Raw genomic sequence first — 22649 nt, 5'->3', positions numbered from 1 at the left:
AATTACTCATACGCCATCGGGATGAGCTGAGCGAGCGCTCCGCCCAGTTGGGCGTCTACGCGACCGCGCCTGTACGGGCAGCGAAGGCCTCCAAGCCTGGCAGAGCGCGCGCTGTCGGATGTCGCAGCAGGCTGATGGTGATCTGCTGGATCGGCTTGCGGTATCGGACTTCGTCAGGGGAGGCCTGTTCGGCAGCCAGCAGCGCGCGGAGGGAATGCTCGGGTTTGTTCCACTCGTGGAAGGCGTGGGCGATGTCGGACCAGTAGCGAGCACGTCGTTCGGCCACCGGGATAGCGGCCGGGTTGATCCGCCTTGCGGCTTCGATCGCGGCGCCGTAGTCGCCGAGGGCTCGGGCGACGCTGATCCGGTACAAGCCAACGCCGGTGGGGCCGAAGGCGGTGAACCGGTGATTGCCGTCTGAGCCGAGCCTGGCGGCCGCCTCGACTGCTTCTGCTGTCAGGGCGAGGGCGGTGTCGCGGTCACCGTCGACGGCTGCGGTGTAGGCAGCGGTGGACAGCAGAGATCCGTACACCGACAGGTGCTCTGGGCCGCGGTGCAGATCAGGCTGCAAGCTCTCGATGGAGTCGGAGATCAGGCTCTGTGCGGCGTCGGCGTGCCCGGTACGACGTAGCACGATCGCCCACGCGCGATGTGCGGCGGCTTGGGTGAGGATGTCGTCCGTGTCGTGGGCCGTTTGCACCGCGCGGTCTGCTGTGATCAGTGCGGACTGCGTGCGGTTGAGTTTGACCATGAGCTCGGATGCGAGCGTGTACAGGTCGGCCATCAGACTGTTCGCGTCGGCGGGATTCTCTGCTTCCGCGCGGGTGGCCATCGCGGTCGACAAGACGGCGGGCAGCCTGGAGGCGGATTCGGTGTAGTGGCCGAGCTGGAACACCGAGCGCACCTCGGCTACCTGTCTCCGCAGTTCGGCGACCTCCACAGGGATGGCGCCCGTTGAGGGTGGAGCGAGCAGCGCGCGCTCAAGCGCGTCCACCGGGTCGTTCTTGGCCCAGGACGGAGTTCCGGCACCGAGTACCGCGGTGCCGGCCAGACTGGTCAGTCCCGCGAGCAGCGTGCGACGACGCATGGGATCGGTCTCCTCGTCCGGCGCCAGGATGACGTTGACCCTAGCGACGGGACGCGGCGCGTGCACGGACCGTGATCGTGTGTCGGTGAGACCGAGCAGGTGCGGCGGGATCTGCAGCGCCTTGGCGAGGCACCGCAGGACCTGAACGTCACGCAGTGGCTGCTTGCCACGCTCCATCCGCGACAGCGTGGAAATGGAGTAGCCGCACTTCTCCGCGAGATCGGCCAGCGTGAGCGGGGTGGCGCGACGGACGGCACGCACTATCGCGCCGAGATCACCGGAATCGACAGCGACTCGGACCTCCTGGGAGTCCCAGATCGCGCGAGTCGGATCCATCGCCTGCACTCCTCACTCAGAGCAGGGTGTTTCAGCGTATCCAAACGATCACGGTGCGTGCCAGCTGATTTGCACACCCTGCAAACGGCGCACCGGGTCCAGCAACTTCGCTGGTCAGAGAGGTGGCGTAGGTCGTGTTCTGGGTGCTGCCGCGGCAGCCCACCGTCCTGCCGCAGGAGGAGGGACGACGATGAGCACCCCAATAACGTCGGAGCCGAACTTCTCTGCCGTTGGTCGGGAGATGACTGTTTGTGAGCTCGACCGCGCAGGCCTGTTGCACGCGGACAGCAACGTCGTGATCAGCCGATACGCGATGTTCATTCCGGTTGATGAGCTGGGCACGCCGCGTCCGGTCGTGATCCGCTCTGGTGCGGTGATCGAGCCGTTCGCCGTGGTTCACGGCGGCACGACCATCGGCGAGCAGGCTCGCGTTGAGGAGCACACCGTCATCGGAAAGCCCGAACTCGGCTACGCCGTCGGGAAGATCCGTCCTGGTGTCGGTGGCGGCACAGTGATCGGCGCAGGAGGGACTGTTCGCTCGGGCGCGGTTGTCTATGCCGAGGTCGGAATCGGCGTGAACACACTGGTCGGGCACCACACGCTGCTCCGCACAGCGGTGCAGGTCGGCACGGAGACGCAACTCGGTCACCACCTCACCGTGGAACGCGAGACCCGCATCGGCCGCGACGTGCGCTGCTCACCTGGCTCGCACATCACCAGTTCGACCGTGCTAGCTGATCGGGTGTTCCTGGGCGCCGGCGTCCGCACGATCAACGACAGGACGCTGACCTGGCGTGATCCGGACCGTGAGCCCACACTCGCTGCACCGAGGTTTGACACCGGGGCCAAGGTCGGCAGCGGCTGCGTCGTGCTGGCAGGTGTGGTGATCGGTGAGTGCGCACTGGTCGGGGCCGGCTCCTTGGTCACTCGCGATGTCCCACCGGGAGTGCTGGCCTATGGCCGTCCGGCCCGCGTGCAGGGAGAGGTCCGGTGAAACCGGCCATGCCTGACGGTGCACCCGCAGCGACCGAGGCGATCAAGACCTGGCTGCAGCCGCTGCAGCCTGTCCTCGACCCCGGCGGCAGGATCGACTGGACCCGGCTCACGAGTGTCGCGGAGAGGTTGGACCGAGCCCTGAGGCGCTATCCGGTGGGACCGGACCTCCCTGCGGGCACGGAGAGGAGCGGCCGTCTGCGGATGATTCGGCAGGACCTCGCCCGCCACGTCGACACGACCGGGGAACCGGACGTGTTTCGGGTGCTGACGCAGTTCATGTGCGGCTACTGCGATATCGACCTGCGTGACACCACTGGACTCGGCCACGGCAGGCTCATCGCCCGCCACGGCAGTCCGCAGACCAAGCGCCGGTGGATCCCGCGGCTGCTGGCGGGCGACCTGGCCGGGATCGCGGTCACCGAGCCCCATGGCGGATCCCGTCCGGCGGAAACCAGGACCTGCGCCGTCGCCGGATCGGACGGAACGTGGACGGTAACTGGCCGGAAGACCTGGATCAGCCGCCTGACCGAAGCCGCGGTGTTCGTGCTGTTCTTCCGAGCCCCGGATGGCCAGCTCGTCGCCGCCGCAGTCGACGCGAGCGAACCGGGCATGGTCCGTCAGCCGATTCCGCCGACCGGGCTGGCCGGCTGGACGTGGGGCGTCCTGGACCTCGACGCGGTGAAGGTGCAGCCAGAGGAGGTTCTGCACGGGCAAGGGATGGGGCTGCTCCGCGAGCACTTCGCCGAGTATCGACCGCTGGTCACCGCCACCGCGCTCGGAGGCGCGGCCGCAGTCTTCGACACAGTGACCGCCCGGCTTTCCGAGCGGAAAACCATCGGCGACGTGCACCGACTGCGTGACTCAGCGCTGATCACTCTCGGCCGCACGCACGTCCAGCTCGCGACCGCGCTATTGGGCGCCGTCATGGCGTCCCAGCTGGCTGAAGGCGGACACGCTGACGCGGAACTGTGGGGTGCGGCGACGAAAGCTCATGGCATCGACACCGCCAACTCCGCCACCGCGGAACTCGCGCTGTTGCTTGGCGCGTCCGGGTTCCGCGCCGACTGCCAGACCGCCAAAACCCGCCGGGACCTGAGTGGACTGCTGTTCGCCGACGGCATCCACGACAGCCTCTACCGGACAGCGGGCAAGCAACACACGGCCACTAAGGACACCGCTGGTGGCATCACCGCTGTTCCGGCGCCACGGGACCAACTGAACTCGGTCGCGCTGACCGGCTAACCGGGGTGGTACGGCAGTAAACCGGGCTACGCGACGCGCTGTCCCTGTTCGCACAACGCGGTGGCGCCTTGCTCGGCAGCCTGCACGGCGACTGCCAGACGGTCAGCCAGCAGCGGCTTCACCTTGCTCCGGGCTTCGTCCAAGCTTCGGAAGCTCGCGGAGAGGATCTCGCCATCCGTGAACACCATGCCGACCAGATCGGTCTCGTCGAGCACACCGCCGTCGAAGACGAACACGACACCCTCAGGACGGGAGTCTTGTGGCCGCACGTAGTCCACCACGAGCAGTCGACCTAGCGGCCGTTCCCACCCCAACTCCTCAGCGAGCTCACGAGTCGCTGTCGCCCACGGTGACTCGTCCGCTTCCACTGCGCCACCGGGAATCTCCCAGTTCGGCTTGTAAGACGGCTCGAGCAACAGCACCCTGCCCGCCCTGTCGCGAAACAGCACTCCGGCGGCCATGCGCTTGCGGGCCAAGCCAGCCACGTACTGCTCGACAGGCAGCACCTTGTCCGCAGACTCCGATGTGGTCACCCGCGGCACCCTAGCCAGCTCGCCCGCTGCGCATTGAATCGGGGCGATCACCCGATCGTGGAAGCTTCGTCCATCAGAGCGTCTTTGCAGGTAAAGGCCTACGGATGTGAGAACTCCGCCAGATCGATGCGAGATTCGCGAGCTGGTGCGAACCGGTGCAGGCGAGGTTGGCTGTTGCTGTCTGGCAGGACAGACCTTCAGCTACAGCAGGGAAAAGGCGCGCGCGATGCCGAAACGATTTTCCACTGTACGAGGCCGTGAGCTCGGCAATGGGCTTCGAACGGCCATCGCACGCACAGACTTCAGCTCCTCACTTGCGCTCGCCGAGCGGCTCGACTGGGACCCGGCCAAGCTTTCGGGGCTGCTCAACGGCAAGGGTGGCACCAGTGCTGTCGAGCTGGGCCTGTTGCTGGGCATCTGCGGGGTGGAGCCCGCTGAATGTAACCACCTCCTGTCACTGCTCCCGGTGGCGCACGTCAAGAGCTGGTTGCAAGTGCACGGAACTTGTCCGCCGGTTTACCACCGCACCCTCTTGGAGAACATCGCCGCGGCCAAGACGTTGGTCAGCTGGCGAGGGCTTGCGTTGCCGGAAATGCTGCAGACACCTGCGTACATGCGTGCGGCGATGTCAGCTTCGCCCAACATTCCAGCGGACGAAGTGGAAGCGCGTGTCGGGGTGCGGCTGAAGATGCAGGAACAGCTACGCCGCAGTCAACTGACCTGCACGTTCTACATCCACGAACTAGCGCTGTCCCTGCCTGTTGGTGGACCTGACGTGCGCCGGGAGCAACTTCACCACCTGTTGCGCAGGGCGGTCCGTTCGAACATCGTCATCCGGATCATGCCGACGAAGATCGGCGCGCACGTCGGCATGGACATGCCGTTCACCCGCTTGACCTTCGCGAAGTACGAACCCGTTGTGTGCGTGGAGTGCGAGAACTCCACTGCGTTCATCGAGGACGAGGCCTCGCTAGATGGCTACGCAACGACCGTACGTGCGCTGAGCGAGTCCAGTTTGGATTCGGAGGAGTCGAGGGCCTTGATCGCTCGCCTCGGGGAGGCGCCGTGGCCACTCGAAGAGGCAGTCTGACGTCAGTTCAGAAGGTCTCGACGAGCTTCCTCAGTGGTGCGGCGAGGTCCGGGTGGTCGCCCTTGTCGATTCGGTGCAGCAGCCGGGCAGCGACGTAGAGCAGGGCGAGCTGTCCAGCGTCGGTGTGGAGCACGTGGGCGAAGGTGCGCCACACTCGATCAGCGGTCTCTGGCACGAGAAGGCTGTAGCAGAACAGTGTGGCCGCGTCTGTCCCAACTGGACCGCGGCCCCATGACTCCCAGTCCAGCAAGCTGAAGTCTGGTCCCATCAGGTTCGCCCAGTGCAGGTCGCCGTGCACGGTTTCCCATTGGCGGACGACGGGGTTCACCGAGTTCCCGAAGTGCTGCTGGATCCTGCCGGTGATCAGAGCCTGATCGGCATTGATGCGGTCGGTAGGTGTCGCCGCGACCACCTGGATCGTTCTGCGGAGCTGCGTCCACCACTCATCGGGAAGGTCGATGGCATGGCTCAACGTGTCGGTGGGGGAGCAGGGTGAACCTGGAGCCAAGGTCATCAACTCGGCACGCTGCTGCCGCCACTCCTCCCACTCGTAGACGTCGAGAACCCGCGGCTTGGACAGCGTGGCGAACACGTTGGCGGCGAAGTTGCCGGTCCAGAAGTCGCCGCCGGTCCACTGCTTGTCCTCGGACGCCACTCGAAGCCAGAGCTGCCGGTCAGCTGCTTGCACGCGTGCGCTGATCGACCTATCGAGCCAGCCGAGCCTAGCTTGTCCTACAACGGTGAGCCCGAAGTGGTCTGCCGCGTGGCTGAGGTTTTCGTGCATCCACTGCCGGAACTGCGCGTCGGCCTCGCTGAGGTCCACGTTCCGTGCTCGCACGCTGCCGTCGAGCGCTGGCGGATGGTCAAGCTGTTTGGACACGGGATCCTCTCGCCTTGGTTGCGACTCCCTTCGTATCGCTTGGAAAGACTCCAAGGGAGGGCTCGCAAGGTGGATTCCCCCAACGGGGTCTGCGTCGCGCGACTGGACGGGGAACCCGTTGAGGAGTCACCAACCACTAAACGTCACCCACAGTGCGTGCCGGCGCCAAGCGAACCGCCGTCAAACCAGTATCTACAGTTGCTTCAGTGGTGACTAAATTAAATCCCGACTGGGTGTTGGCTCGTACGGCACGGTTACGGCACATGCCATCGCAGAGAGCTGAGTCGCCGTGGCTAGTTGCGGTCTGCCTATAGCAAGGCGAAGCGGGGTACGACTTTTGCTCACTGGAAGAGTTGGGTTCTGAACTTTGCCCATTTTTCGGCGATTGGAACCGGTCGCGGAACGGGTGGGTTCGAGTCATGTGCACGCTAATGCTCGGAATGGTTGACGCTTCGGTACTTCGGAATATCCTCAGGAATGAAGTGTCAATGAACCCCGCTGGGTGTGCGGCTTGGCTGGGTGAAGGAAATTCCGTTGGATGGAAGAAGGCGTGCCGGCTATGTGTGATGAGGCTGTGTCGGTTCCTGTGACCTGCAGTATCCCGTTGATAGTTGTGCGACCACGGTCCGCGCTGCCGATCTGCTGGGCGTCGTAGCTCGGGTGTTATTCGATTCAGGGTCGCCATGTCCAATGGAACCTGCTCGAAGGGGGGAATAATGGTTGTTGTGGGTCGAGAGTTGTCGGCGTGTAACGCTTTGGGCGGCTCTGCGAGCGCGCTACGTGATCCAGCGTCTGGTTGCGTCGGTGCCGAGTCATGGGCCGGTGCGGCAGGGCAGAATCCACCGTCGGGTTTCGCGGGGTCGAAACCGTTCGCGGCAGGATCGTTTCGCCCACAGCGGTGTGCTCCGCCAGCAGGTACCGAAACCAACCCGGCCGCCAGCGGCTCCTCGACACCGGCGAGTTCCATTGCGCCCCCAAGGAAATCGCCGATGCCACTCGTCGGGACGGCCTGCACGCCGAGCGAACCCGAGGGCGTCCAGGTCCTCGAGAACGAGCTCGCGCTGGTCGCCCGGCGAGCGTGGCGGGGACTGCAGGCCGCCGATGTCGACGCGGCAGTCGATGCGGGCATGCTCGCGGCCGCCATCAAAGCCGCAGACGGCGTTCGTCGCCCTGCATTCGGCGAAGCGGCACACGCCGCGGCAGCCGATGTGGCAGCCGCTGCCGCCGTGATCCAACGTCAGGGCTTGCAGCCAGGTGCGGCTGCCCCGGTCGACTGGAACGGGTTTGGCTTGGTGATTCCGGTGTTGGCCGGATCGCCAGGCGCCGGCGCGTCGGTGTTCACCGCCTTGATGGCCGATGCGCTGCAGCTCGCACATCGGAACGTGCTTCTGATCGATCCGGCTGACCCGCCGCGGTCGGGATTGGCCATCGCCGCGCGCTCGGACGGCCCGTGGTTGACCAAGCCGCACCCACAAGTCCACATTCGCTTCTCCTGGCGCGCGCATGCGCTGGTGGCACGCCTGGAAACGACTCTGCCGGTCATTGCTCCGGGCATGGTGCCGCCTCCGCGGTTCTGGCTTCCGCAGGGCCCGCGCCCGGAGATCACCGTCGTCGACCTCGGTCACGATCCTTGGCGGGTGGCGGCGCACCCGCTGCTCGGCGCTGGGGCCTGGTTGCGTCGAGGCACTCCCGCGCCGTTGCCGGTGCTGGTGGTGCGACCGAGTCGTCCTTCGCTGTTGCACGCCGAGCAGGTGCTTGCTCGCCTCGAGCGTTGGGTGGTCACCGGCGTGGTCAGCCCGCCTGTCCAGCTGGTCGTGATGGGCGCCAAACGCTGGCCCGCGGGTGTCGCTGGAGCTGCGGGGCGTCGGGTGTGTGCGTTGCTCGAAAGCGCGGTGTTCGTGTCGCATGACCCCGAACTCGCCGCGTCAGGTGTTACCGCGGCGGTCACACCTCTTCGGTTGCGGCAGGCGATCACACCGTTGCTCAGCCGATGGGGACTTCTCCCGCAGGCCGCTCGTGGGTGGCAGGGCATGAAGGGACGGCCATGATCACGTACGTCACGGCGGTGTTGGCCGACATCCCGAACCCGACACCGGTCGCCCCGCCTGGCAGCGAGGTGATCGTCGAGGTGGTCGGCAATGCGAAGTGGGGCGCCGGCATGGCTCTGGTGCTGGGGTTCTTCGCCGGCCTGATCGTGTGGGCGGGCGGTCGCTGGGTGGATCACCACCGAGCTGGCCGGATCGGCCTGGTGATGATGTTGTGCGCCATCGCCGGTGGGCTGCTCTACGGGATCGGTTGGCAGATCATCGACCACTTCGCGAGCGTCAAGTGATGGCCGCGAAGCCGCCGGGCACAGGCCGCCGCGCACGAGCTGGGCTCAGGTTGGGCAGCATCGCAATTGTCGCAGTCGTGCTGCTGGGTGCCGTTGCGGCGGTCGTGGTCGCGCACCACGCCACGGACCCGCACAGCGCATCTACGAGCTCTCCGACATCGACTTCGGAGACCGTGACGAGCAATGGCACTGCGGCCCAGGACGAGAACGTGCTGGCGGCAGCACCCATGTTGCAGCTGCCTGCCCAGGCGGCGCAGCCGCAGACCATGACGACAGGTTCTGCCGGACCCGCCATTGCTGTCGCAGCGCCGACGATCACCAACGGCCGTTGGATACCCGGCGGATTCCCCGAGACGCCGGAAGGTGCGCTCGGACAGCTGAAGGCGCTCAACGAGACAGCGCTGGCCTCCGCCGACCCGCAGGTTTACGCCCTTGGTTATCGCGAGCTCTCCGAACCCGGTGCGCCGGACCCCGGCTCGACAGGGCTGACGTCATTGCTGCGTTCCATGCGGGCGCGTGCGCAACTGCCCGCGGCAGGCTCGGTCACTGGTCTAACCGCGAGCTACCTCGTCACCCATGGCCAGGTGAAAGGCGCGGTCACGGCCAGCCACTACGTGGTGGTGTGTGTGCTGGGGCAATTCTCGGTCGGGTTCAACGGCGAAGCCGTGGCGGCGGGAGTCGGCGACTGCCAGGCAATGCGCTGGTCCGGCACCGGGTGGCGCATCGCTGCCGGCGCGCTGGCAGCGGCGGCTCCCTGCGCTTGGCCCGGTAGCGCGGACATGGTGAAGGCCGGCTATCGGGAGCTGAGTTAGAGATGTGGCCCTTCGACGACATCGGCAACGCGCTCGGCGGACCGGTCCGGGACATGATCGTCACCGGGTTCGAGGCCGCGATGCTGGCTCTGTGGCGGGCATCCCTGTTCGTCCTGCAGGCGGCGTTCGGCCTGGCGGACAAGTTCTCGGTGTTCACGGTGGACACGCGTAGCGGACCGGTTTCGATCTTGTGGCCGATGATGCTGTGGATCAGCGGTGTCCTCGCGCTCGGTTTGTTCTTCTGGCAACTGATCGCCACGACGTTGCGGGGCGGCCGGGGTTTTCTACGGCTGGTGGGAGGACCCGTGCAGTACGGCGTTGCGCTCGCCCTGACCGTTGGAATCGTCGCGGCGTTCTTGGCCGGGGTCGACGGGCTCACCTCCGGGATCCTGAAGTACGGACTACGGGCGGAGAACTTCACCGACGCACTCAACGCGACCGGGTTCCTCGACGCGGCCGGCGACGGGGTGAACGCCACCGTGCTCGGCATCGCAGCTTTGATCGGAGTGATCCCGGCCGGAATCGGCTACGTGCTGGAGATGCTCTTCCGCGAAGCGGCTGTTTACGTCATGGTCGCGACCGTGCCGGTCTCGGCGGCTGGGCTGCTGTCCGGCATCACCGCCTCGTGGTTCTGGCGGACGTGCCGGTGGCTGATGGTGTGCGTCGCGATGAAGGCCATGCTGGCGATGACTCTGGTGCTGGGAATCGCGATCTCCGGTGGATCGAAGGGGTTGTCCGGTCTGCTCGCGGGTGTTGGAGTGCTGATCATCTCGTTGTGCTGCCCGTTCGTCCTGTTCCGGCTGTTCGCCTTCGTGGACCCCAACAGCGATGCCGGTGCTGCGTTCCGTGATGCCCTGTCCGGAGCAGGTGTCGACTCCTACGGCGAGAACAATCCGGCAGCTCTGGCAGCGTCCGGTGCACGCGGCGGAGGGGGCGGCGGCGGTTCCCAGGAAGATGCAAACACCGGCCGGTTCGACGAAGCCGCCGCTGAGTACGCCGAGCACGAGATGGACGAGACTGGCGTCGGACAGTCGTCAAGCAGCCATTCTGCCTCGCAGAACTCTAACCAGGACAACAAGAGCGCCACGTCCGGTGACGACTCGAGCGGCGCCGGATCGGACGAGCCGAATCCCGACGATGACCACGAGTCCGTGCCACCTGCCGCCAATACCGGATCGGTCGTCTCGTCGAGCCCCAACACCGGCCCTTCGGGTGACTACGGAGCCGAAGGCAAAGGCGGCGGCGAAGCTGCTGCAGGAGCTGAGGAAGCGGCGGTGATCGTATGACCACGCCCCGGATCTACAGAGGACTTGACCGTCGTGAGCACGCCGGTTGGATCATGGGCCTGACCCCACTGCAGGCACTTGTCTGCATCGCACTGGGGGCGCCGGTGTTGTGGGCGATCAGCGCTGGTCGGTTTGCAGACGCGGGGATTCTCTTGTTGGTCTGCGGAACGATCGCCGCGCTCGTGGTGGTTCCGGTGCGTGGCCGTCCCGCGATGCGTTGGCTGGCGCACCTTGTGCTCTTCGAGGTCGGCATCATCACCGGCTGGTCGCGCTGGCAGTCGAAGGCCGCCGCCGGTATGCCAGTCGACCCGAATGAGCCTGACCTGCCAGGTGCGCTCCAGCGCGTGAGCTTTCCGGACGGCCCGCAGTTTCGGGACGTCGGTCGTGTCTGTTTGATACACGACACTGTTGAGGGCCGGTGGGGTGCGGCCGCCAGGCTGACCCACTCCGGTGTCGGAATGTTGTCCGATGAGCAGTGTGAGCGGCTGGCAAATCGGCTTGGCACCCTGCTGCTGTCGCTGGGCCACCGCGATGTCGTAGATCGGTTGAGCCTGCTGGTCCGCACCGTGCCGGACGACGGAACTGAGTACGAGGTGTGGCGCGGCGATCATGAGATCCGCGACGCGCCTGCGCTGGCCCGTCAGGCCAACGCCGAGTTGGACCACATCATCGGCAACGTCTCGGTCAGGCACGAGCTGTTCGTCGTGGTGTCCGGCTCGGAGGACAAGCTCCGCAAGCCGGCCGCTGCCGCCGGCGGCGGTGTCGCAGGTCGCGCGCAGGCGCTCTATCGGGTACTGGACGGTCTGGAGGACCCGCTCAAGGCACTCGGAGCTCGCACTGTCCAATGGCTGGACGGGCCGGGCATGGCCGAAGCCCTTCGTACCGGGTTCAACCCAGCCGCACGGGCGTTGCTGGCCGCGGCAAACGAACGTGGCACCCGCGGTCGGGGGTTGGAGAAGGCGGCGGCCGGGCCGACCGCCACACCTGTTCCATCCGCACGTTCCTACACCCACGACGGCTTCACCACCGTCGCCTACACCGCGTTGATGCCTGAAGCGGGCACCGTGTTCGGCAGCCTCGGTCCGTTGCTCGCTGTTCGTACGGCAGGGGAGCGGCGAACCTTGGCCATTCACTATGAGGTTCTTGATGCGCGCCGTGCGCAGCGGGCCGTTCGCGGCAACAGGTTTCGCACGAACGTGATGACAGATATGAAGCGGCGCAAGGGTTTCAACGCCTCCGCCATGGAGGAGCGCGATGCTCGCGGTGCCCTCGTGCAGGAGCGTGCTGTCGCTGCTGGTCACTCGGTTGTGCGGTTTGCCCTGGCGGCGTCAGTCACCGTGCCGAGCAGCTGGAACGTCGAGGACCACGCTGCGCGGTTGGAGAACGACGCGAGCGGTCGATTCCGGTTGCTCAGGTTGGAACTGGCGCAGGACTCCGCATTCGTTGCAGCCGTGCTCCCGGTCGGGATCGGGTTGCCGCGGCAGCGAGGAGGTCTGTTGTGAGCCGTAGACGTGCTGGTGAGCGCAGCGTGGCTCAGCTGCTCGGTACTTTCGGTGCGCTGCCGGATACGACACGTGCGCCACAGCAGCCGAGGACAGCCCGAGATCGGGTCAACCGGCCGATCGCACCGCGGCGAGGTCGGGCGCGCCCAGGTGAAGGTTGGTCGCCTGTCGAGGCGCCACTTGCGGTCTACCAGGCTGCCACCAGCGAAATCGGTGGCTTGTTCCCTCTGCTGGCCGCCGCGGGTGTGCCTGCGGTGGGGGCGCGGATGGGATACGACACGTTGTCGGGCGGTGCGTTCTACGTCCACCCCGTCGAATGGGTCCTACGTGGACTGTCGACCAACCCGAACCTCATCGTGTTCGGTGAACCCGGTCGCGGTAAGTCGAGCACGATCGCGGCGTTCCTGCTGCGGATGATGATGTTCGGGTTCCGCAGCTTGATCGCCGGAGACGTCAAGGGGGAGTACAGCCCGCTGGTCCGTGCAATGGGCAACACGCCGATCGCGCTCGGTCGAGGGAGCCCTGCTCGACTCAACGCGCTGGACCTTGGGCCATTGCGCAGCCGTTGGAACAGTTGGTCGGTTTCCCGTCAACGCGAAGAACTAGCCGGTGTCCTCGGCCGCTGGGTCAAGCTGTTGGTGGCGCTGGCCGATGCGCAGGGCTACGAGCCCACCGTGACCGACGAGGCTGTGCTTTCAGCGGTCCTGCGGGGACTGGTGGGTATCGGGGACGGCTACACCGAGCTGCGGCCGATCACCATCCCCGACGTGCAGCGGGTGCTGGCAGACCCGGACAACGTGCTGTGTGAGACCACCCGGTTCGCTGACCGCCGTCAGTTCCTCGACGCGCTCCGGCCGATGACTGACGCGCTGGGCAATCTCATCTCCGGCCCGCTGGCCGGCCTGTTCGATGAGGAAACCAACATCCGGCTCGACTGGGACGCGCCAGTGCAGTCAATGGACCTGTCGTTGTTGCGCTCCCGTGGCGACCAAGCGATCGCAGTCGCTCTGACCTGCCTCGGGTCGTGGTCGAGCATGGCGACGGATCTGCAGGCCGACGGCGACATCCGCATCGTGGTGCGCGACGAGATGTGGCGGCAGATGCGGCTCGGGCTGCGCGCCGTGCAGGCCGCCGACTCAGAACTGCGGCTGTCCCGCATCGAGAAGAGCATCCAGGTCCTGATCGCACACAAGCCGAGTGACCTTATGTCGGTCGGCGCGGCAGGCTCGCAGGAAGTTGCCATAGCCCGAGACCTTCTCGCCCTGTGCTCTACTCGCGTGCTGCTAGGTCAGTCCACACGAGTCGCCGATGAGCTCGCCGAAGCCTTGGGGCTGTCGGAACGCGAGCAAGAGGTCATCACGGGTTGGGCGATGGATCGCCAGGGCCGCGCGCTGTGGAAGGTGGAGAACGCGCCCGGTTACAAGGTCCAGACGGTGTTGTCGGGCGCGGAGCGGCGGGTCTTCGACACAAACGCACAGCTGCGTCAGGCCGGGTAGGTCACCGTGGCAGCGCCCCGAGCGTTCTCAGCACCGGTGGTCGGTGGGGTCGTTGCTGCCGTCTATGTAGTAGTCGTGATCCCGGCGCTCCTTGTGGGCGCCGTCCTGCTCTCGATGACCAGCGTATTCGCTGCGGCCGCCTCGTGCTCACCATCCGGCCTGTCCGCCGGGTACGGGCCTGGCGGCGTAACCCAGCAGGTCGGTGACCACCCGTTCACCGCGGAGCAGTTGACCAACGCGCAGATCATCGTGGCCGTCGCCGTCGGCCGAAAGCTGCCCAAGCGCGCGGCAGTTCTGGCCTTGGCCACCGCTATGGTCGAGTCCGAACTGCGCAACGTCGCTCACGGCGACCGCGACAGCCTCGGATTGTTCCAACAGCGCCCCAGCATGGGCTGGGGCAGCCCGGCGCAGCTGCTCGACCCGGTTTATGCGGCCGGCAAGTTCTACGACGCGTTGCTCGCGGTGGCAGGCTGGCACACCAAACCACCCGGTGAGGCTGAGCAGGCCGTGCAGCGCTCCGAATTCCCAGAGCGATACGGACCGCGCGAACCGGAGGCTGCCGCGCTCACCGCGAAGTACTGGAGCGGTCCGGACAACCCCGTGCCCTCGTCGGGTGCTGATGTTGTGTTGCCGGTCGACCTCGCTTTCAGCGGTTGCCCGGACAAGGGCAGTGGCGAACTCGGCGAGGTCGACCCTAAGAAGCTCCCTGCAGACTTCGCTCTGCCGACCCAGCCGCAGCAACGAGCCGCCGTGACCTACGTGCTGGCCAAGCTTGGCCGCCCATACGTATGGGGCGCCACCGGTCCAGACTCCTTCGACTGCTCGGGGCTGATGATGGCGGCCTGGGCGCATGCCGGTGTCAAGATCTCCCGAACGACCTACACCCAGATGTACGACGGTGTCGCGGTTGGCTCGCTTGCCAAGGTGCAGGCGGGCGACATGTTGTTCATCCCCGGCTCCGACGGCACCGCGGTGCGCCCCGGCCATGTCGGCATGTACATCGGCCACGGCTACGTTGTCGATGCCTACGACACAGACCACGGCGTCATCCTGACCAAGCTTGAGTCCTGGGAATCAAAAGTTGTTGCTATCCGCCGGGTTGTTGGCGGACAACCCGGCGGGGACCCGCGATCATGAGGACCGCGGTGTCGCCCACTGGCGACCGTGACCTGGCATTGATTGGCCTGATCGTCGCCGCGCTCAGCACACTCGCTGCTGTCGCCAGCGTGCTGATGCTCGGCGTCGCGCTGAGCACCGTGTTGCTCGGCGGGCCCTGGAAGCTACCCGGCTTCGACACCTGGTTGACCCAGGCGCTCGGCATCGTCGCGCAGCCGGGACAACCTGCCATCGGCCTGGGCGAGCCGTGGTCCAGCACCCTTTCTTCGCACACCGGTTTGTACTGGACCGTCACGAGCATGCTGCTGGTCGTCCTCAGCGGACTGATGCTGGCCGCGGTGTTGTCCGCCTGGCGGCGGTTCGGCCCAACTGCAGCAGGACACGCGAAACGCGAGGATGTCAGGGAAGAACTGTCGTTGGCTGCAGGCCGTCGCACCGCTGCATGGACCCGGCCGAGCCTCTCTCGTGCGCAGGTACGGCAGGCACCGCTGGAGGAAGTAGCGGTGCCGTTGCATCTCACGCAGTGGCATGAGCCGATGTGCACACCGCTCGAGAATCCCACCGGCACTCTTGCCCCGACCCAGTCCGGCAAGAGCCGTCAGGACCTGGTGCACAAGGTGATCGCGGCGCCCGGTGCGTTGCTGTGCTCGACTACGAAGCCCGATTTGTTGGAGTTCACCGCTCTGCTCCGCGTCGGCCGCCGTCCTGCTGCGCCGGTGAAGTTGATCGACCTGACCGGCACGGTTTCCTGGCCGGCTCGAGTGCACTGGTGGCCGATGCAGGGATGCGACGACACGACCGTGGCGTACCGCCGTTCGCACACGATGGTCGAGGCCGCCTCTGTAGGCCTGACCGGGCTGGGCGGCAACGACAAGGTCTTCCGCGACAGAGCGAAAGTGGTGCTGCAGGCCTACTTCCTGGCTGCTGCGACGCACGGCCGCGGCGTCGACGACTTGGTGCGGTGGGCGATCAGCAAGCCGGTCGACCAGGAACCGGTCCGGCTGCTGCAGCAGGCCGGCCTGCACGAGTACGCCCGGAACCTGCGCTCGGAGATCGGCTTGGTCGCCGAGACATCAGACGCGGTGTGGCTGAGCGTGCGGCGGGTGATCGAGCCTTTCATGGCCCCGCAGATTCGAGAGCTGTGCACTCCTGCTCCCGGCCAGGACTTCGATGTGCGGGAGTTCCTGGCACAGCAAGGCTCGCTGTACCTGATCGCCGGCCAGCACCAGTCCGCGCAGGCCGCGCCGATTCTTACTGCGCTTGTTGAGCATTGGCTGACGACTGCGCAGGAAATGGCGCTGCACTCTCCGAACCGCCGCCTCGACCCACCTGCCTCCGCGATCCTCGACGAGATCACGAACGCGACTCCCGTACCGCAGGTCCCGGACATCATCTCCGATTCCGCCGGCCGTGGCGTGCTCATCCACTGGGGCGCTCAAACCGTGGCAGCACTGGAAGATGCGTTCGGTACCCAGCGAACCCGTCAGCTGTTGGACAACACCACGACCTTGTCGGTCTGGGGCGGGATCAAGGACCGGACCACCTTGGAGTGGGTTTCCTTGCTGACGGGGCATCACGATCGTCGTCGGTACCAGCAGCAAAGCGACGGCCTTCTTGGCCATGCCCGCACCTCGGTCGGGCTGGAGACGGTGCCCACCTACCGGCCAGGCGACGTTCGTCGCGTGCGCCGCGGTCGCGTTCTGGTGATCCACCGCCACCTTGCCCCGATCCTGGCCCGTACCGTCGATGTGCGGAAACGACCCGATTGGAAGATGATCTGCAGCCACGTTCAGGCTGTGCGCGACGGGCAGGTCGAGCTCGGTTCGGACGGGCTCGCTGTCGGAGCAGGGTTGAGGACCGGCCAGCTCGGCGGATTCGCGGCATGAGCGGCGAGGCAGCGCGGTCGGGTGCCGATGTGGGAGACCGGGATGCTCAGATCTCGGCGCTGACTGATCTCGTCGAGGCGCTGACGCGGAAGCTGCGCCGCGTCGAAGACAGGGTCAACCAGTTGGTTGCGAGACCCGGACCGGAGTCCAGTGCGGACGAGGAAGCTGTGGCCGAGCCAGCCCCGTGGGTGTGGTTCAGCCCGCCTGCAGCTGCCGAGAGCGACCCTGCTGGAGACGGAGATCCGCGGAACACCGTCGACAACTTCGTGGCTTGGTACAATGTCACGTTCGTTGGCGTTGACGGGAGCCGTGCTCGGCCGATTCCTCAGTGCTGGAGCCAACATCCCGGACTGGCGATGGAGGTCGCGGCGCTTGCTTACAGCTGGCGTGCGGCTAACGTTGGCCCGAACACTACCGAACGGGACGCACAGCAGTGGCTGCACCAGTGGCGACCAGGCTTCGCTGACCGACTTGCCCGTGAGTGGGGGAGCCCCGACTGCCTCGACGGAGACCACCGCGACGACGGGCGAGCCCGCGGGGACCGGTACGAGATTGATGAAAAGCTCAGGTGAGGGCTGCTGGCGTTGTCACCGTACGAAGATCAGGAGCGCCGCGTGACGTCGTTCTCGGTCCTGTAGCGACACGCGAACCCTACCGGTCTATGTCCAGAAATTCTGGACATAGACCGGTAGGGTTCGCGCCATGGCAACAGCGGCGGAGACCCTGCAGGCGACACTCAGCGATACCGCATACGGGGCCCTAAAGACGCTCGCCGAGAGCCCCGAGCCCCTCTCGGGCCGCAAGATCGCTGGCGCGCTGAAGGTGTCTCCGACCACGGCGAACGATGCACTCTCGACTCTGTCCAACGCTGGGTTCGCCACCTCGACGAAGTCGGGGCGCTCGACCCTGTGGCGGCTCGTTGTCTCTCACCCGTCGATCAGCGCCTGGCTGGCAGAGAACTCGCTTGCCGACGAGGAGTCTGAGACAGGTTCGAGCCCGTACTCCACAGGCGGCGGAGGCGTCCGTCTCGAACATTCCTATGCGGCGTGCCTGATCGCTGGGTTCTTGGCCGGTGAGGCATCGCAGGAACTGGGCGGTGCCCTGTCGGCCGACACGATTCGTCTGCAGGCCAGTGACGTCAGCACTGTCGATGACATCGTTCTGGAAGGCCGCGACAACCATGGCGGAACGCATCGCTCGTCGATCGCGGTACGCAGAAACCCCGCCTTGACCACCAGCGACAAAAAGTCGGTGCCCTTGATCCGGGATTTCCTGGTGATCGTCACCGAGCACTGGTCCGAGGTGTCGTCGGGGCGATGGCGGATCGTGCTCGCGGTGTCCACTAACGCCAACGCGATAGCGCAGCTGGCCGAGCTGGCAGCACTCGCCGAGAGTCTTCCTAGCGCGCAGGCGCTTGCCAGTCGCGTGAGCGAGCCAGGGCGAACCAACGCCGAGCTGCGCAACCGGCTCGAACACATCACGGCTCTGGTCGAGAAAGCAGCGGAGAAGCTGGACTCGGCCAGTGGGCTGAGTGCACAGGAGCTGACCTGGCGGCTGTTGTTCGGCCTGAGCATACGGAGCTTGCGCCTGGAGCGGACGGACCGGGCCGACCGCGCCGCAGCGGTCACTGCACTGCAGCGAATGCTGCACAACGGCACGCCCGCCACCGCGGACGCGCTGTTCTCACGGCTCGAAGATCAAGTGGGGGTGTGGGCACCACAAGCGGCAGTGCTGACGCAGTCGGTGATCCGCCGCGCCTTGACCGACTTCCCGCTGTCACATTCCGCCCGATTCGCGCGCGCCTGGGAGATGATCGACCGGCTCGGTATACGGTTGCGCGAGTCGATCCGCCCGTTGTTGCGTTCGGCTTCGCAGTCGCTGGAGCTGCAGCGCTCCGGCGAACGCGCCCGCCTGGTGGAGGCCATGCGGTCGGTGGGCACGTCCACCGGCGCGGTGGTGGTCACCGGTGACCCCGACGTCGGCAAGTCCGCGTTGTCGTTGCGGGCGTTGGAGGAGCTCGAGGAGCAGGGCGCGGCTGTGTGCAGTCTGAGCCTGCGCGATCTGCCTCACGCCGTGGCGGAACTGGAGAGCCAGTGGGGCGGGCACGCCGTCGACGATGTTCTGGCGGCGGGGCGAGTGCGGCCCGTCCGAATTGTGCTCATCGACGGCGCGGAGTCGGTCCTGGAAGGCAAAGGTCAGGTGTTTCGCACCGTTGCCGCCGCCGCGCTGAGAGCTGGCTTCGGTGTCGTGGCCGTGACGCGCACTGACGGTTCACGCCAAGTCTGCGACGAGCTGACGCACGGCATAGAACTGGCCGGATCGGGTCGTGCTGCGGCCGAACATGTGGTGGGCCCCTTGTCCGACGACGAGCGCGACGGCCTCACGACCACGTTCACCGCACTGGCCAGGCTGGGCAGTGATCCACGTGCCAAATGGCTGCTGGGGCGGCCTGGCCTTGTCGACGTACTGCTCAGGACCGGCGCGGTCCTTGATCCCGCCGATCTGCTGTGCGAGGCGGATGTGTTCTCCGCGGTGTGGCGCAGCCTCATCCGGCGCGATGAAATCCATGCGCCGGGCGGTGCTTCCCCCCACGACCGAGAACAAGCGGCTCTGAGCGTGGCCAGGCGCACCCTCGGCATCGACGCCGTTGCACCTGCGGGTACCGGCTCGGCCGAGCTGCGCTCGGACGGCGTGCTGCGGGTGCCCCACAATCCCGCTCTCTCACCCGGTGATGAGTTCGCAACGGACCTATTCCGCGATTTCGCGCTCTGTCGGCTGTTCATCACACAGGGGTGGCAGCCGCTGGCCGTGGCCGGCGCCCCGCGCTGGTCGATCCGCGCGGCCCGTCTGGGCTGCCAGGCTGCCCTGCTCGACCGGAGCAACCCCCACGCCTGGGCACGCCTATCGGCCAGTTTCAGCGAGATCGCCGCCACCGAGGGGGAGCGGTGGCGGGAAGTGCCCTACGAAGCCCTTCTGACGCTCGGCGACGCCGATGAGACCGTCCGCAGGCTGTGGGGCACTCTGACCGAGAACGATGGCGTCGGGTTGATGACGCTGCTGCGTCTGGCCGAGACCCGCTACATCAGCGGCAAGGTTGGCGACGCGTTCGCGCTCGCACCACTGGTGAAGGTCATGTTCTGCGAACGACCTGTGATCGAGGGCCAGCCACGGTCGGGTCATCGCACCGTCCACCAGGTCATCCAGGACCTGGTGCTGGCCTGGCTGCGAGGCATGGCCGCCACACACGTACAGCCGCATGCTCTGCGCCGTGAGATCTGTGACGTCATTCTTGACGGCGACCCTGCCCTCTACGACGACTTCGCGATCGAAGCGTTGGCGTGCCTGGGGCCCGATGCGGACGACCGGGCGGAGGCGTATCTGCGTGAGGTCGCCAACGACAGCCCAGGACACCTCAATGCCGCTGTGGAGTCGGTCCACGTCGCGGTCAGCATGTCGGCGACCCGACCCACGTTGCTGCTCGATCTCGCCGAGGCCTACTACATCAAAAAGGCTGTGCACGATCGCTGGGGAGGTCACGACTTCGACGACGGCATCCGCGACTTCAAGCACGGTCTCACCCCGGGATTCGGTGTGCCTCGGGCCGCATGGTTCTACGGTCCGTTCTTCCGCCTGCTGCACACCAATCCCATGCACACCATAGGCTTCATCAATAGGATGCTCGACCACGCCGCCAGCGTTCGCGTGCAGAAGCTCACGGGTCGGCGTGCCCCTGCCAGTGAAACCGGCGCGGGTGACCTCGAGGGTGTACACCTTGATGTGCCGGGAATCGGTGACCGCCTCTATGTCGGCGACAGCCACGTGTGGGCGTGGTACCGCGGCACCAGTGTCGGTCCGTATGCGTGCATGAGCGCGCTGCTCGCGCTGGAACGGTTCGTCGACTACATGCTCGAGCAACTGGACTTTCCCGCGCAGAGGCTTGTCGAGGTCTTGCTCCGCGACTGCCACAATCTCGCGATGCCCGCGCTGCTAGTTGGCGCGCTGACCCGGCACCCACACATCACCGGCGCGCTGCTCGATCCGTTCCTGGCGTCCCCGGACGTCTGGCATCTCGAGCACGCCCGCGTCAGCAGCGACTACGGATTTCGCGTACGCGACGCTGACGCCGACAAGCTGACCGGGTCCGAGCGGCGTCGGCAGACCTTCCAGCAGACCGTGGGCACGATGGTCATCAACGCCAGGCTCGCCGGCGACGACGACCGTCTGGCTCAGCTCCAGGCAATCGGCGACAGCCTCATCGCCACCGCCCGCGCTGAACTCGGCGGCTCCGCCGTTGACAACCGCGATCACCTCGCGGTCATCGAGAGCTGGGCTGAACAGTTCCGCATCGACAACTACCGGATGAGCCGAGACGGCGACCACCTGCGCATCGAGTTCGAACGACCCGAACGGCTTGAGAACGTCCTCGCACCCCGCACTGCGGAGTTGGACACGACCAATACCTTGTACGGACTGCAGAACCGCTACGGCCGGCACAACGACAATCCCGCACACTGGCCTGTCGACACCCTCGCCGACGACCTCGCCGCCGCACGCGCGATCGCCGAAAACGAGCACCCGCCTACCGGCATGCCCTGGCCGGAGAACGCCCTCGTCGCCGTGGCCGCAGCCGCCGTGCGAGCCCACGCGCTGGACCTGGCAACGGTGACGCCCGCTGATCTTGAGTGGGCCGTCGATGCGGTGATCTGGGCCGCCGACAATCCCCACGGCAACGACACGGGTTACAGCGGGTCAATGTTCGCCATGGGCGCTGACCGCGCCGCAGCGGCATGCGCGCCTCTGCTTGTGCTCGCGCCGTTCGACGAACTTGGCCTGGACCTGTCGCGCATCCAGGAGTGCCTGCACTCCCTGGCCACCAGCCCGTTCGACGAGGTGCGTGCGATTTACGCACTGGGCTGCGAGCCGGTGTGGGCCGCGGCGTGCGACATCAACAACGACCTCGGCGGCGACGCCGCCACTGGCACGGACCGCTGCCGCCGGCACGCACCAGTGTGGGCCGCCGCTACAGCGGGCCTGATCGACAGCAGACTCGGACCGCCGGACCAGCAGACCCATCAGCGGCGACCCGATCCGCTACCGGCACCAGTACACGAGTCCCTGGCGGCCGTCGCCGACAACGCGCTTCTGGTCAACCGCCTGCGCATGCCGCTGACGTGCATGGTCGACGCCCGCCACGTTCCCTGCCTGCACAGTGCCATCGCTGAGCTGCGGGGTCCACTATGGGAAGCCCACCTCAGAGGCCTCGCCCACTGGTGGAACAACGGCTACGACCATCACGTGCACATCACTCACGAACCGATCGCCCAGCGAATGATCACCGTCGCGCTCGAAGGTGACCGTGGCCCCATCGAAGCGCACATTACGAGCTACGCGACCGACAGCGACGCCCTTCACAAACTCTTTGACGGCTTTGCAACTGTCTTCACCTACCGCGAGGAGCTCCGGCGGTCCATGGTTGACTTTTGGCCCTGGGCACTGCAAATCGCCCTCGACTCCGTCGTCGACGGCACTGCTCTGCGCTCCCAGCATCACGATTTCGACTACATGGTCGCAGCGCTGCTGCCCACCCCGAACCCGAGGTCCTGGGACCCCGACATCGACAGCACTCTCACCCGCTGCCGCCAAAACTGGATTCAGCCAGACGCACTCGGCACACTCGCCGACCGGTGGCTGCACCTCGGCCGACGCAACCCCAAAGCCGTCGACGCCGTGATCAAATTCGCCAAGAGCGCACCCGTGCGGTGGCAGACGACCACCGCGCTGACCTGGATCGAATCGATCATCGACGGCCGCTACGACCTCATTGCCAACCACCTGTGGCTGCTTGAGGAATGGGTTATGGGGCTTCGCAGCACGGGCGTGGCCCTGGGGGATACCCCAAGCCGCTACCACCGCATTATCGACGGTCTGGCTGGTGCTGGTGATCGAGCCGCGGTAAGGATCCAGCAACTAGACGAGTAGGGCCGCGACAACACTGACCGCGACATACCTTGATCAGTCCGGCGCGTTGCCGGGACTGATCACTTTCCGACACGAC

General features: G+C 66.3%; 16 protein-coding genes. 13 read left to right on the top strand and 3 right to left on the bottom strand.

The window, feature by feature from the left end; genetic code table 11:
- Window positions 1–55: 55 nt before the first annotated feature.
- Window positions 56–1423: a helix-turn-helix domain-containing protein gene (locus B0F77_RS33765; RefSeq protein ID WP_086667081.1), complete on the bottom strand. Its 1368-nt coding sequence runs from the start codon at window positions 1421–1423 to the stop codon at window positions 56–58.
- A 241-nt stretch (window positions 1424–1664) separates the two neighbouring features.
- Here B0F77_RS33765 and B0F77_RS50610 point away from each other — a divergent pair, with 241 nt between their 5' ends.
- Both B0F77_RS50610 and B0F77_RS33755 read left to right on the top strand, forming a co-directional pair.
- On the top strand, window positions 1665–2417 hold the full coding sequence (locus tag B0F77_RS50610; protein WP_030466868.1) for a hypothetical protein: 753 nt from the start codon (window positions 1665–1667) through the stop codon (window positions 2415–2417).
- Window positions 2418–2425: 8 nt separating this feature from the next.
- Window positions 2426–3661, top strand: coding sequence for an acyl-CoA dehydrogenase family protein (locus B0F77_RS33755; protein WP_143467021.1), 1236 nt, complete (start codon window positions 2426–2428; stop codon window positions 3659–3661).
- A gap of 26 nt (window positions 3662–3687) precedes the next feature.
- Here the strand turns inward: B0F77_RS33755 and B0F77_RS33750 are convergent, their stop codons facing one another.
- A complete protein-coding gene (locus B0F77_RS33750; protein ID WP_236703429.1) occupies window positions 3688–4194 on the bottom strand; it encodes an NUDIX domain-containing protein in 507 nt (168 codons plus the stop codon).
- Between the two features lie 226 nt (window positions 4195–4420).
- On the opposite strand from B0F77_RS33750, the gene B0F77_RS33745 reads away from it, so the two are divergent.
- Window positions 4421–5284, top strand: a complete 864-nt coding sequence (locus tag B0F77_RS33745; protein ID WP_086667078.1) for a DUF5753 domain-containing protein — start codon at window positions 4421–4423, stop codon at window positions 5282–5284.
- Window positions 5285–5291: 7 nt separating this feature from the next.
- Here B0F77_RS33745 and B0F77_RS33740 read toward each other — a convergent pair whose 3' ends face one another.
- Entirely contained in the window at window positions 5292–6164 is an 873-nt protein-coding gene (locus B0F77_RS33740; protein ID WP_245848983.1) for an aminoglycoside phosphotransferase, read from the bottom strand.
- Window positions 6165–7153: 989 nt separating this feature from the next.
- Between B0F77_RS33740 and B0F77_RS33735 the strand changes: the two genes are divergently transcribed.
- The 10 genes from B0F77_RS33735 to B0F77_RS33690 all read left to right on the top strand — a co-directional run bounded on the left by B0F77_RS33735 (window position 7154) and on the right by B0F77_RS33690 (window position 22573).
- Window positions 7154–8212 (top strand): hypothetical protein, encoded by a 1059-nt coding sequence (locus tag B0F77_RS33735; RefSeq protein WP_245848981.1) that lies wholly within the window; start codon window positions 7154–7156, stop codon window positions 8210–8212.
- The gene (locus tag B0F77_RS33730; RefSeq protein WP_086667077.1) at window positions 8209–8496 is read left to right on the top strand and encodes a hypothetical protein; all 288 of its coding nucleotides are present in this window, start codon (window positions 8209–8211) and stop codon (window positions 8494–8496) included. The genes B0F77_RS33735 and B0F77_RS33730 overlap by 4 nt, the downstream gene beginning before the upstream one ends.
- A 50-nt stretch (window positions 8497–8546) precedes the next feature.
- Window positions 8547–9308 (top strand): hypothetical protein, encoded by a 762-nt coding sequence (locus B0F77_RS33725; RefSeq protein WP_245848980.1) that lies wholly within the window; start codon window positions 8547–8549, stop codon window positions 9306–9308.
- Between the two features lie 2 nt (window positions 9309–9310).
- Window positions 9311–10594: a hypothetical protein gene (locus B0F77_RS33720; protein WP_086667076.1), complete on the top strand. Its 1284-nt coding sequence runs from the start codon at window positions 9311–9313 to the stop codon at window positions 10592–10594.
- Window positions 10591–12096, top strand: a complete 1506-nt coding sequence (locus B0F77_RS33715; RefSeq protein ID WP_086667075.1) for an SCO6880 family protein — start codon at window positions 10591–10593, stop codon at window positions 12094–12096. The genes B0F77_RS33720 and B0F77_RS33715 overlap by 4 nt, the downstream gene beginning before the upstream one ends.
- A gap of 26 nt (window positions 12097–12122) precedes the next feature.
- Window positions 12123–13592, top strand: a complete 1470-nt coding sequence (locus tag B0F77_RS33710; protein WP_245848979.1) for an ATP-binding protein — start codon at window positions 12123–12125, stop codon at window positions 13590–13592.
- Window positions 13593–13667: 75 nt separating this feature from the next.
- The gene (locus B0F77_RS33705; protein WP_245848977.1) at window positions 13668–14729 is read left to right on the top strand and encodes a C40 family peptidase; all 1062 of its coding nucleotides are present in this window, start codon (window positions 13668–13670) and stop codon (window positions 14727–14729) included.
- A 305-nt stretch (window positions 14730–15034) separates the two neighbouring features.
- Window positions 15035–16594, top strand: a complete 1560-nt coding sequence (locus B0F77_RS33700) for a type IV secretory system conjugative DNA transfer family protein (protein ID WP_245848974.1) — start codon at window positions 15035–15037, stop codon at window positions 16592–16594.
- Window positions 16591–17166 carry a hypothetical protein gene (locus tag B0F77_RS33695; protein WP_086667073.1) on the top strand — a complete coding sequence of 192 codons (576 nt, stop codon included), beginning with the start codon at window positions 16591–16593 and terminating at the stop codon, window positions 17164–17166. Before B0F77_RS33700 ends, B0F77_RS33695 begins: the two co-directional genes overlap by 4 nt.
- Window positions 17167–17296: 130 nt before the next feature.
- Window positions 17297–22573: an ATP-binding protein gene (locus B0F77_RS33690; protein WP_143467020.1), complete on the top strand. Its 5277-nt coding sequence runs from the start codon at window positions 17297–17299 to the stop codon at window positions 22571–22573.
- Window positions 22574–22649 lie beyond the last annotated feature (76 nt).

It is taken from the genome of Lentzea kentuckyensis, from assembly GCF_002150765.1.
GTDB lineage: Bacteria > Actinomycetota > Actinomycetes > Mycobacteriales > Pseudonocardiaceae > Lentzea > Lentzea kentuckyensis.
This window is presented reverse-complemented; position numbering and strand designations above follow the sequence as displayed.

Coding starts and splice junctions, on each gene's coding strand:
- B0F77_RS33765 (WP_086667081.1), bottom strand. CDS start 1,423: ATGGATCCGACTCGCGCGATCTGGGACTCCCAGGAGGTCCGAGTCGCT.
- B0F77_RS50610 (WP_030466868.1), top strand. CDS start 1,665: ATGACTGTTTGTGAGCTCGACCGCGCAGGCCTGTTGCACGCGGACAGC.
- B0F77_RS33755 (WP_143467021.1), top strand. CDS start 2,426: ATGCCTGACGGTGCACCCGCAGCGACCGAGGCGATCAAGACCTGGCTG.
- B0F77_RS33745 (WP_086667078.1), top strand. CDS start 4,421: ATGCCGAAACGATTTTCCACTGTACGAGGCCGTGAGCTCGGCAATGGG.
- B0F77_RS33735 (WP_245848981.1), top strand. CDS start 7,154: ATGCCACTCGTCGGGACGGCCTGCACGCCGAGCGAACCCGAGGGCGTC.
- B0F77_RS33730 (WP_086667077.1), top strand. CDS start 8,209: ATGATCACGTACGTCACGGCGGTGTTGGCCGACATCCCGAACCCGACA.
- B0F77_RS33720 (WP_086667076.1), top strand. CDS start 9,311: ATGTGGCCCTTCGACGACATCGGCAACGCGCTCGGCGGACCGGTCCGG.
- B0F77_RS33715 (WP_086667075.1), top strand. CDS start 10,591: ATGACCACGCCCCGGATCTACAGAGGACTTGACCGTCGTGAGCACGCC.
- B0F77_RS33700 (WP_245848974.1), top strand. CDS start 15,035: ATGCTGGCCGCGGTGTTGTCCGCCTGGCGGCGGTTCGGCCCAACTGCA.
- B0F77_RS33695 (WP_086667073.1), top strand. CDS start 16,591: ATGAGCGGCGAGGCAGCGCGGTCGGGTGCCGATGTGGGAGACCGGGAT.
- B0F77_RS33690 (WP_143467020.1), top strand. CDS start 17,297: ATGGCAACAGCGGCGGAGACCCTGCAGGCGACACTCAGCGATACCGCA.